Genomic DNA, 12,246 nt, shown 5'->3' with positions numbered 1-12,246 from the left:
CATCTCCATTGTCCGGTGCAGATCGACCCCGGGGGCGGGTGCGCCGACGGCGAGCGGCGGGAGGAGACCCGATGCACAGAGCCGTCAAACGCAAGATTAGCAGGCTATTTACCCTGGTCGCTCTGGTCAGCCCGCTGGCCGCGATCGCCGCGCAGCCCGCGTCGGCGGCGCCCGCGCCGGCTCCGACCGGGCAGCGCCAGCAGCAACAGAACCAGTCGGATAGGTCCGAGGAAAGGGTCAGGGAAGACTCCCACTTCAAGGTCCTGGTGTTCACCTCGGACCGCAGCGAGCAGACCAGGACCGGCATCGGCACGATCGAGAAGATCGGCGAGCGCAACAGGTTCGAGATCAAGGCCACCCACGACCCCCGCGAGTTCAACCCGACCACCCTCAAGAAGTACGGGGTCGTCGTCTTCCTCAACACCTCGGCGGCGTCCCTCAACCCCACCCAGCAGGCCGCGTTCGAGGAGTACTTCACCAACGGCGGCGGCTTCGTCGGCATCCACTCGGCGATCGAGACCCAGCCCGACTGGAAGTTCCTCACCGACGTGCTCGGCACCCGGGCGTCCGGCAAGTCCGGCGTCACGAGCGCGACGATGAAGGTCGCCGACCGGGTGCACCCGGCCTCGGCGAGCCTGCCCGAGTACTGGAAGCTGTCCGACGCGTACTACAACTTCACCACCAACGTCCGTGGGGTCTCGCACGTCCTCGCCACCGTCGACGAGAGCACGTACACCGGCGGCACGATGGGCTTCGACCACCCGATCACCTGGTGCAAGGACTACAAGGGCGGCCGGTCGTTCTACACCGGCCTCGGCGCCACCACGGCGACCTTCAAGGACACGTCCTTCCAGCGCCACCTGGCCGGGGCCATCCAGTGGGCCGACGGCAAGGGTAACGGCGACTGCGGTGCGACCATCCTCGCCAACTACGAGATGACCACCATCGCCGCGCCACCGAACCTGGGTGAGCCGATCGAGTTCCACGTGCTGCCCGACGGCCGGGTCATCCAGACCGCCCGTACCGGTGAGGTCCGGCTGCACAACCCGGCAACCGGCGTCACGTCCATCATCGCCACCGTCCCCGTCTACACCCACGACGAGGACGGCCTGTACGGCGGCTCGGTCGACCCGAACTTCGCCACGAACAAATGGGTGTACCTCTACTACGCGCCCAAGCTGAACACGCCGATGACCAACGCGCCCACGAGCAGCACGGACCCGAACGCCTGGGACGTGTACAAGGGCTACAACCAGTTGTCGCGGTTCACGTTCGTGGAGACCCCGACCCCGCACCTGGACCTCGCGTCCGAGCAGAAGATCCTGCAGGTGAACACGGACCGCGGCGCGTGCTGCCACGTCGCCGGGCAGATCCGGTTCGACTCCAAGGGCAACCTGCTGATGGTCACCGGCGACGACACGCCGGCCGGCGGCGGCAACTCCGGCGGCTTCGCGCCGTTCAACGGGGACCTGACGGTCAATCCGACCGCGTCCTGCCCGGACCCGTGCTACAACGCCCCGTACGTCGACGCCCGCCGGTCGTCGCTCAACACCAACGACCTGCGTGGCAAGCTCCTGCGGATCAAGGTGGCCGACGACGGCTCGTACACGGTCCCGGCCGGCAACCTGTTCGCGCCCGGGACCGCGGGCACCCGCCCGGAGATCTACGCGATGGGCTTCCGTAACCCGTTCCGTCTGAACCTCGACTCCAACGACGTCGCCTACGTGACCGACTACTCGCCCGATTCGCAGACCCCCCAGCAGTACCGCGGTCCGCAGGGCACCGGGCGGCTGGAGATCGTCCGCAAGCCGGCGAACTACGGCTGGCCGGTGTGCGTGTCGCCGACGTTGCCGTACTACCGGTGGGACTTCAAGGCGAGCAAGCCGCTCGACGACCCGCCGCAGCCGTTCGCGTGCGACGACCCCACCCGCGGCCCGGAGAACACCTCGCGGCACAACACCGGCCTGACGGTGACGCCGCCGCTCACCGCGCCGGACATGTGGTACTCGTACCGCGACAACGCCAACCCACCGCTCGGCACCCCCTGCGCGGCGTCGTACACGCAGGCCACGCCGGGCGCCTGCCCGCAGCTCTTCCCGGAGCTGGGTGCCGGTGGGGTGGGTCCGCACGGCGCGGCGCCCTACCACTACGACCCGAAGAATCCCAACCCGACGAAGTTCCCCGCCTACTACGACAAATCGATCTTCTTCGGTGAGTTCACCCGGGACACCCTGAAGGAGATCAAGCTCGACTCGAAGGGTCAGATCTTCAAGATCAACAGCTTGTTGAACTGCGGTGACATGTCGGCCGACCGCACCAAACTCCCGTTCATCTGCGACGCGCCGATGGACATGGAGTGGGGCGCGGACGGAAACTTCTACCTCATGTCGTACGGCGACGGGTTCTTCCGGCCCAACCCGGACGCCCTGCTGGTGAAGTTCAGCTACGTCAAGGGCCAGCGCTCGCCGATCGCCAAGCTGACGGCGACCCCGACGAGCGGCAAGGCACCGCTGGCCGTCACCTTCACCAGCGACGGATCCAACGACCCGGACCCCGGCGACTCGATCAAGTTCGCCTGGGACTTCGACAACAACGGCACGACCGACTCGGTCGAGGCGAACCCGTCGTTCACCTACACCGCCAACGGCGTCTACACCGCCAAGCTGACCGTCACCGACTCCAGCGGCAAGACGGCGATCGCCACCACGACGATCACCGTGGGCAACACCGCACCGACGGTGCAGCTCACCACGCCGGTCGACGGTGGCTTCTTCAACTGGGGTGACAAGATCGCGTGGTCGGCCACCGTCACCGACCCCGAGGACGGAACGATCGACTGCAACAAGGTCGCGTTCAACTTCACCTTCGGCCACGACAGCCACGGTCACAACGAGGGCTCCGTGCCAGGGTGCAGCGGAACGTGGCAGACCGACCCGAACGGCGCCTCGCACGGCGGCGGTTACCTGTACGGCGGCCTGACCGCCACGTACACCGACCAGGGCGCGAACGGCCAGCCGGCGCTGACCACGATCGACCAGCACGTCATTCAGACAAAGCGCCAGGAGCTGGAGTACGCCACCGACGGGGTCGGCACCGGGACGGCGGTCACCACCGACCCGACCGGCGGGGGAAACAACCGCAATGGCATCGACTCGGGCGACTGGGTCGCGGTCAACCGGGTCGTCAACTTCCTCAACATGAACTCCGTGACGTTCCGGGTGTCCGGCGGATCCGCCGCCACCGCCGGCACGCCGCGGGGAGCGATCGAGCTGCACCTCGACGCAGTGGACGGCCCCCTCCTCACCACGGCAACGATCAATGCCACGACCGGGAACAACGACTACGCTAGCCAGACGTTCCCGATCACCGACCCGGGCGGAACCCACCGGCTCTACCTGGTGTTCAAGTCCGTCCCGGGTGGGCCCACCGCCAACCTGTTCAACCTGAACTGGGCTGAGTTCGGCGGCGCCGGCGTCGGCACGCCGTAATCAGAAGTGGTAATGGGTGCGGGGTCCGGCAGCGGGCCCCGCACCGCATTTTTCCAACGCCGAGAGGAACGCATGACCGTGAACCCCAGCAAGGAAGACAAGTTCTCATTCGGCCTGTGGACCGTCGGCTGGCAGGGGCGAGACCCGTTCGGCGACGCCACCCGCCCGGCCCTGGACCCGGTCGAGGCCGTGCACCGGCTGGCCGAGCTCGGCGCGTACGGGATCACCTTCCACGACGACGACCTGATCCCGTTCGGCTCCGACGACGCGGCCCGCGACAAGCAGATCGCCCGTTTCACCGAGGCCCTGGCCGAGACCGGCATGGTCGTGCCGATGGTCACCACCAACCTGTTCACCCACCCGGTGTTCAAGGATGGCGCGTTCACCAGCAACGACCGCGACGTCCGCCGGTACGCCCTGCGCAAGGTGATGCGCAACCTGGACCTGGCCGCGCGGCTCGGCGCGGAGACGTACGTGTTCTGGGGCGGCCGCGAAGGCGCCGAATCAGACACCGCCAAGGACATCCGCGCCGCCCTCGACCGCTACCGCGAAGGGCTCGACCTGCTCGCGCAGTACGTCATCGACCGCGGGTACGGCCTGCGCTTCGCGATCGAGCCCAAGCCCAACGAGCCGCGGGGCGACATCCTGCTCCCCACGGTCGGCCACGCTCTCGCCTTCATCTCCGAGCTCGCGCACCCCGAGATGGTCGGGGTCAACCCCGAGGTCGGCCACGAGCAGATGGCCGGGCTGAACTACGCCGCCGGCATCGCCCAGGCGCTGTGGCAGGGCAAACTGTTCCACCTCGACCTGAACGGCCAGCGCGGCATCAAGTTCGACCAGGACCTGGTCTTCGGACACGGCGACCTGCTCAACGCGTTCTCCCTGGTCGACCTGCTCGAACACGGCGCGGACGGCGGCCCGGCCTACACCGGACCCCGGCACTTCGACTACAAGCCCGCCCGTACCGAGGACATCAACGGCGTCTGGGCCTCGGCGGCGGCCAACATGCGCACTTACCTGCTACTCAAGGAGCGGGCAGCGGCGTTCCGCGCCGACCCCGAGGTCCAGGCCGCCCTGGACGCCGCCCGGGTCGGCCAACTGGCGGTGCCGACGCTGGGCGACGGGGAGACCTACGCCGACCTGCTCGCCGACCGCAGCGCGTACGAGGACTTCGACCCCGACGCGGCCGGCGCGCGTGGCCTCGGCGCCGTACACCTCAACCAGCTCGCCGTGGAGCACCTCCTCGGCGCCCGCTGACGCGGTATCCCAGCACGCCGCCGTGCCGGAGGCCCACTGTGGACCTCCGGCACGGCGGCTTTGCGGTCAACCCAGCCCAGGCAGCGGGCACAGAGTCACGAATATCGATATTGATGATTACAGGTGGCTTCCCTTACTGTTCGCTGACCTGCTTCCCATCCCCTACCGAGGTCAACAACTGATCACTTCACCGGGGGGAGCCCCCGCAGACCGTCGACGGTCTGCGGGGGCTTCGCTTTGGTCTGTAATGTCATGGTTTTTCCAGCCCGATCGCGGTGTCCGCCAGTCGATAGTGGGCCAGCGAAGTCCCTGTACGCTTGTTCGCGCAGCTCATGCCCGACGGTCAATTTGCCGGGGAGCTCGGCAGACTGACAGGGGGGCGGCCGGATGGCTGGCAGCGACGAGACCGGCGCTCCGGTGACCGGAGCAGACGGCTCGGACATCTACGACGTGCTTCGCACGTCCGGCCAGGTCGGCGCGGACCTGCTGGCGGTGGACTGGGAATCGACGCGGCTGGGACCGCCCGGTTCCTGGCCGCAGAGCCTGCAAACGGCGCTGCGCATCATACTGAGCTCACGGTTCTCCATGTGGATGGGCTGGGGCCCCGAGCTCACCTTCTTCTGCAACGACTCCTACCGTCGCGACACCCTGGGCACGAAGTACCCGTGGGCGCTGGGCAGACCGCTGAGCGAGGTGTGGGCGGAGATCTGGACGGACATCAGCCCGCGTATCGACGCGGTGATGGGCGCCGGGACCGCCACCTGGGACGAGGCTCTCATGCTGTTCCTCGAGCGCAGCGGGTACGCGGAGGAGACCTACCACACCTTCTCCTACAGCCCGCTGACCGACGACGCGGGCCGGATCGCCGGCGTGCTGTGTGTGGTGAGCGAGGACACGCTGCGCGTGGTCAGCGAACGCCGGATGGCCATCCTGCGCGACCTCGGCTCGGAGCTTGCGACCGTCCGGACGGAGGCGCAGGTGTTCGCGGCCGCGGAGCGGCATCTCGGCACCGCCGCGACGTCGCTGCCGTTCACTCTGCTGTACCTGTTCGACGACGACATGGCGACCGCGCGACTGGCGGGCGCGTCGGGCATCTCCGACGGCCACCCCGCAGCCCCGGCGGTCATCGACCTTGCCGCGCCCGATCAGCCCTGGCCCGCCGCCACCCTCGCGCGGGGACGTGCCGTCACCGTCACCGACCTCGGCGAGCGGTTCAGGGCGCTTCCCACCGGCGCCTGGAGCGAGCCGCCCACGCAGGCGCGCCTGGTACCACTGACCCAGCAGGGCCGCAGTGAACCGTACGGCTTCCTCGTGGCCAGCCTCAACCGGTACCGGCTTTTCGACGAGGCCTACCAGGGGTTCGTCGACCTGATCGCCGGCCAGCTCGCCGCCGGTATCGCCAGCGCCCGCGCGTACGAGGCCGAACGCCGGCGCGCGGAGGCGCTCGCGGAGCTGGACCGGGCGAAGACGACGTTCTTCACCAACATCAGCCACGAGTTCCGCACTCCGCTCACCCTGCTGCTGGGGCCCGCCGAGGACGCGCTCGCCGACCCGGCCAACCCCCTGCCGCCAGCCCAGCAGGAGCGCGTCGAGATCATGCACCGCAACGCGCAGCGGCTGCTCGGGCTCGTCAACTCCCTGCTCGACTTCTCCCGGCTGGAGGCGGGCACCACCAGCCCGCGCTACGAGCCGCTCGACCTCGCCGGCTACACCGCCGAGCTGGCCGAGACGTTCCGCCCCGCGATCGAGCGAGCCGGGCTCACCCTCACCGTCGACTGCCCGCCACTTCCCGAGCCGGTCCACGCCGACCGGGACATGTGGGCCAAGATCGTACTGAACCTGCTGTCCAACGCGCTGAAGTTCACCTTCGTCGGGGGTATCACCGTCCGCCTGGACCGCACGGAGGACGGCGTCGAACTCGTCGTCATCGACACCGGCGTCGGGATCGAACCGGCCAACCAGGCACGGGTGTTCGAACGCTTCCACCGTGTCACCGGTGTCCGGTCACGCGCCTACGAAGGGTCGGGCATCGGCCTCGCGCTGGTCGCCGAACTGGCCCGGCTGCACGGCGGAACGGCGACCGTACAGAGCGCCCCGGACGAAGGCAGCGCCTTCGCCGTGCGGATCCGGCGCGACGCCGGGCGGCCGTCCACCGATCAGCCCGCTTCCCGCGCGACCGAGGGCGGGGCCGACGCGAACCGCCACGCCGAACGATTCGTCACCGAGGCGATGCGCTGGCTCGATCCGGTGGAGTCGCGGGCCACCGGGCGCACTGCGGCCGCGACGGCCGCGTCCGCCCTGGACGACCGGCCACGGGTGCTGGTCGTCGACGACAACGCCGACATGCGGGCCTACATCGCCTCGCTGCTCGTCGACCACTACCGCGTCGACACCGCGCCGGACGGCCAGGCCGCCCTGGAGCACGTCCGGGCCAACCCGCCGGACCTCGTCCTGACCGACGTGATGATGCCCAACCTTGACGGGTTCGGGCTGCTGGCCGCGCTGCGGGCGGAGCCGGCGACCACTCTCATCCCGGTGGTGATGCTCTCCGCGCGGGCCGGCGACGGCGCGACGGTCGAAGGGCTGGAGGCCGGCGCCGACGACTACCTGGTCAAGCCGTTCTCCGGCCGGGAGCTTCTCGCCCGGATCCGGGCCAACCTGGAGCTCGACCGCTCCCGCCGGGCGCGCGACGAACTGGAGCGCAGCCGGAAGCTACTCGACCAGGCGCAGCGGCTGGCGGCGGTGGGTAGCTGGGAGCTGGACCTGGAGACCGGCGCGATCGTCGGCTCCGACGAGTACGTACGCCAGCTTCAGCTCAGCCCCGAGGACCTGCGCAGCGGCGGGTTCGACGAAGCCGTCCTGCGGCGCGTGCACCCCGACGACGCCGACCGGATCCGGGCCTCGATCGAGGCGGCGGCACAGGGTGAACCCCTCGACTTCGAGGTACGGCTCCTCGACCCCGACGGGACCGTACGTCTGCACCGCGCGATCGGCGAACTCGACCGCGACGCCGACGGCCGCCCGGCCCGGCTGCGCGGAAGTATCCAGGACATCACCGAGCAGCGCACCGCCGAACAGGCCCTCGCCGCCGCGACCGCCGCGCAGGAGGCCGCGGCGCGCGAGCACCGCATCGCCGACGAACTGCAGCGCAGCCTGCTCCCGGCGCACCGCTTCGACCCCGACCAGCTCGACGTCGCCACGTTCTACCGGGCCGGTGTCGAGGGCACCCAGGTCGGCGGCGACTGGTACGACGTCATCGAACTAGGTGCCGACCGGACCGCGCTGGTGATGGGCGACGTGATGGGGCGCGGGGTGCGCGCGGCCGCGGTGATGGGGCAGCTACGGGCTGCGGTGCGCGCGTACGCCCGGCTGGACCTGCCGCCCGCGGACGTGCTGGAGTTCCTCGACGGGGTCGTCCGCGACCTGGGCGACGACCAGATCGTGACGTGCGTGTACGCCGTGTACGACCCCGGTCACGGCACCCTCACCTACGCCAACGCCGGTCACCTGCCGCCGGTGCTCGTCACGCCGGACGGGCCGGCCCGCCTGCTGTCCGGCACGGCCGGCCCACCACTGGGCACCGGCCCCCACACGCTCATCGAGGTACAGATCGACCTGCCGGCCGGAGCGCTGCTGGCCCTCTACACCGACGGGCTGGTCGAACAGCGCGACAGCGACCTCGAGGACGGAATCGAGGCTCTGGTCACCCAGCTGGCAAAGGTCGACGTGCCGCTCGAAGACGTCCCCGGCACCCTCGTCGAAGCCCTGCTGCCCGACGGCCCCGCCGACGACATCGCCGTGCTCCTGGCCCAGGTGACCGGCCAGCTGCAACAGACCACATCGGCGATCCGCCACATCACCGCCGAAGAGCGCGCCGTGCACGACGCGCGCCGGTTCGCGGCCGGCGTGCTCGACGACTGGGATGTCTCGAACGCCCGTGCCAGCGAGATCGTGCTGCTGGTCAGCGAACTCGTCACCAACGCCATCGTCTACGGCCGGCCCCCCATCGAGCTGCGCATGCGCCGCACCCCGACCCACATCGTGCTCGAGGTCTACGACTCCGCCCCGTTCCTGCCCCGCAAGCTGCGCCCCACCCCCGAAGACGAACACGGGCGCGGCCTCCAGCTCGTCGCCCACCTCGCCAACCGGTGGGGAACCCGACCCACCCAGGACGGTAAGGCCGTCTGGTGCGTCTTCTCCACGCCGTCCACGGCGTGACCCGGTCGGGGCCGCGCCAGCGCTCGGCGTGACCGATCCGTTGGACGACCGAAACCGGCCGCTCATCGATCACCCATGCCCGTTGAGCGCTCGCCGCTACGGGGCAGTTACGCGCCGTGCGTAAGGTGTGGCATCGATAATGCTCGACGGGTGAGCTGGGGAGACCACATGACGGGCATCAGAAGGCGGAACCTGCTGGCGGGTGTGGCCGGCGCCGCGGCGATCGCGGGGACCGGGGTCGGCACGGCGGATCCGGCGCAGGCGGCGTCTCGGACTCCTGGCGCCGGCCGGACGGTCGATCTGCGCGAGGGTACGGATCTGGCGGCTCAGGTCTCGCCCGAAGGGCGGATGATCGCGATCGACGTCGTGGGTGTGCTGTGGGTGCTCCCCGCGTCCGGCGGTCCGGCGCGCCGGTTGACCAGCGACCTGTTCGACATCGCCCAGCCCGAGTGGTCTCCGGACGGCAGCACCATCACGTTCCAGTCCTACCGCGACGGCGTGTTCAACATCTGGACGATCCGTCCAGACGGGTCAGGGCTGCGCCAGTTGACGCACGGCCCGTACGACCACCGGGAGCCCCGGTTCTCCCCCGACGGCAGGCGGATCGTGTTCTCGTCGGACCTGTCAGGAAGCTATGGCATCCACACTCTCGACCTGGTCAGCGGCGCCGTCACCCCGGTCACCGACACTCCGGCCGAGGAGTACGAGCCGGCGTGGTCGCCGGACGGCAGTCGCATCGCGTTCGTGGTCGCCAACACCCGCATCGACGTCGTGGAGGTCGCCACCGGTGCGCGGAGCACGGCGGTTACCGTGCCCGCCGGCCAGGTGATCCACAGTCCTGCGTGGACCCCCGACTCCCACGACCTCGTCTACAGCCTCACCGTGGACGGCCGCAGCGAGTTGTGGCGCTCCGGCACGCCGCTGGTGATCGGCGAGGAGGTGTTCGGATTCCGGGTCTCGTGGCCGTCGCCGCACGAGTTCGTCTACACCGCTGACGGTGCGATCCGCCGCCGCGCCGTGGACGGCGGCGCGGCGCGCAACATCGGCTTTGTCGCGCCGGTGACGGTCGTCCGGCCGGCGTACCGCAGGCGGCAGCGCGACTTCGACTCCGCGATCCCGAAGCAGGTCAAGGGTATCGGCAGCCCGGTGCTGTCGCCGGACGGCAAGCACGTGGCGTACCGCGCGCTCAACGACATCTACACGATGCGGATCGGCCAGCCGTCGCGCCCGCTGACCCGCGATCACTGGTGGAAGTGTGACCCCGCCTGGTCGCCGGACGGCCGCTACCTGTCCTACTCGACCGACCGGGGCGGAAAGCTCGACATCTGGCTCCGCGACCTGCGCACCGGCTCCGATCGCCAGTTGACCCACCTACCGGGCGCCGCGGCCGTGTCCGGCACCTGGTCGCACGACGGCTCGCACCTGGCGTTCCTGGACCAGACCGGGGCGCTGTACACCGTCGAGGTCGCCTCGGGAGACGTCCGGAAGGTCTTCACCGCGACGTTCGAGCCGGGCCGCCCGACCTGGTCGGCCGACGGCAACGTCATCGCGCTCGCGGCGATCAAGCCGTACTCGGCGCGCTACCGGGAGGGGCTCAGCAAGATCCTGCTGGTCGACCGGCGTACCGGCGCGGGCACCTACATCGACCCGCTGCCCGGCCGATCGATCCAGACCCGGGGCGACGACGGCCCGGTATGGTCGCCCGACGGCACGACGATGGCCTTCGTCGTCGCGAGCGTCCTGTGGGTGGTCGACGTCCACCCCGACGGTACGTTCGCCGGCGCCCCACGGCAGCTCACCCACGAGGTCACCGACGCGGTGAGCTGGAGCGGCGACTCCACGCGCCTGCTCTACCTCAACAACGGCCGGTTGCGCCTCGTATCGGCCGACGGCACCCGTACGCAGACCGTCCCCGTACGGTTGACCTGGACCAACACCCAGCCGCGAGGCCGGACCGTCATCCGCGCCGGGCGCATGTGGGACGGCAGCAGCCGCCAGCTGCGCGACGACGTTGACATCGTGGTCGAGGGCCACCGCATCGTCGCAGTCGAGCCGCACCGCCCGAGTCGCGCCGGCCGAATCGTCGACGCCGGCGACTCGGTGGTCATTCCCGGCCTCATCGACATGCACCACCATCGGGAGATGCAGGGCTACTGCTACGGCGACCGCCAGGGGCGGCTGTGGCTGTCGCTGGGCGTCACCACGACCCGGTCCCCCGGAAGCCCCGCCTACCACATGGTCGAGGCACGCGAGGCGGTCCAGTCCGGCGCGCGCGTGGCCCCGCGCTACTTCGCCACCGGCGAGGCGGTCGACGGCCCCCGCATCTTCTACAACTTCATGCGGCCGACCTTCGACGAGCACCAACTCGCACTCGAACTCCAACGGGCCGGGGCGCTCGACTACGACCTCATGAAGGCGTACGTGCGGCTGCCCACCGAATGGCAGCGCGCGGTCACGGAGTGGGCGCACCGGCGCGGCATTCCCATCACGTCGCACTACCACTACCCCGCTTTCGCGTTCGGCGGCGACGGCATGGAGCACATCGGTGCGACGAACCGCTTCGGCTACTCCCGAACGGTGACCGCGCTCGGCACCGGGTACCGCGATGTCATCGACATCTTCAACGCCTCCCAGGCGGTACGGGCGCCGACGCTGTTCGGGGCGAACACGCTGCTCCGCGAGGACACGTCGCTGGTCACCGACCGGCGGGTGACGACGCTCTACCCGTCGTGGGAGTACGCGTCGCTCCAGGCCGCCGCCACGGCGGCGAAGACCACCGACCAGACCGTGGCCCGCGAGAACCTCGCCCGCCAGGTCGCCCAGATCACCGCGATGATCCGCGGTGGCGGCCGGGTGATCACCGGCACGGACTCGCCTATCGCGTTCAACGCGATCAGCGTCCATCTGAACCTGCGGGCGATGGTGAAGTACGGCCTTACTCCCTACGAGGCCCTAACCACGGCCACCCGGGTGCCCGGCGAATTCCTCGCCGAACCCGTCGGGCAGATCCGACCCGGCAGTTACGCCGATCTCGCTGTCCTCGCCGGCAACCCGTTGGAGGACATCAACCAGGCGGCGAACGTACGGCAGGTGATGGCCAACGGTGAACTGCACACTGTGGACGAACTTCTCGCGCCCTTCGGTACGGCCACGCGCACCGCGGCGGCCGTCACCACCACCGTCCTCGAGCCGGTCCCGGACCACCCCGCCAACGCCGGGTACTGGTGGCACGACCCGCACTACGTACGGGAGAGCAGGCACTCCTGCTGCGCCGGGGCGTGAC

Annotated in this window: 4 protein-coding genes; all 4 read left to right on the top strand. The window is 69.9% G+C overall.

Annotation, left to right across the window (positions count from 1 at the left end):
• Positions 1-71: 71 nt before the first annotated feature.
• The gene (locus HC028_RS18795; protein ID WP_168078677.1) at positions 72-3,488 is read left to right on the top strand and encodes a ThuA domain-containing protein; all 3,417 of its coding nucleotides are present in this window, start codon (positions 72-74) and stop codon (positions 3,486-3,488) included.
• A gap of 72 nt (positions 3,489-3,560) precedes the next feature.
• Complete coding sequence (xylA, locus tag HC028_RS18790) at positions 3,561-4,745, top strand: xylose isomerase (protein ID WP_168078676.1); 1,185 nt, start codon at positions 3,561-3,563, stop codon at positions 4,743-4,745.
• 387 nt (positions 4,746-5,132) lie between these two features.
• On the top strand, positions 5,133-8,963 hold the full coding sequence (locus tag HC028_RS18785) for a SpoIIE family protein phosphatase (protein WP_168078675.1): 3,831 nt from the start codon (positions 5,133-5,135) through the stop codon (positions 8,961-8,963).
• A gap of 168 nt (positions 8,964-9,131) precedes the next feature.
• Entirely contained in the window at positions 9,132-12,245 is a 3,114-nt protein-coding gene (locus HC028_RS18780) for an amidohydrolase family protein (RefSeq protein ID WP_168078674.1), read from the top strand.
• Position 12,246: the final 1 nt, after the last annotated feature.

The sequence above is a fragment of the Planosporangium flavigriseum genome (genome assembly GCF_011947225.1).
Classification (GTDB): domain Bacteria; phylum Actinomycetota; class Actinomycetes; order Mycobacteriales; family Micromonosporaceae; genus Planosporangium; species Planosporangium flavigriseum.
The sequence above is the reverse complement of the archived record's forward strand: the minus strand, read 5'-3'. Positions and strand labels throughout refer to the sequence as shown.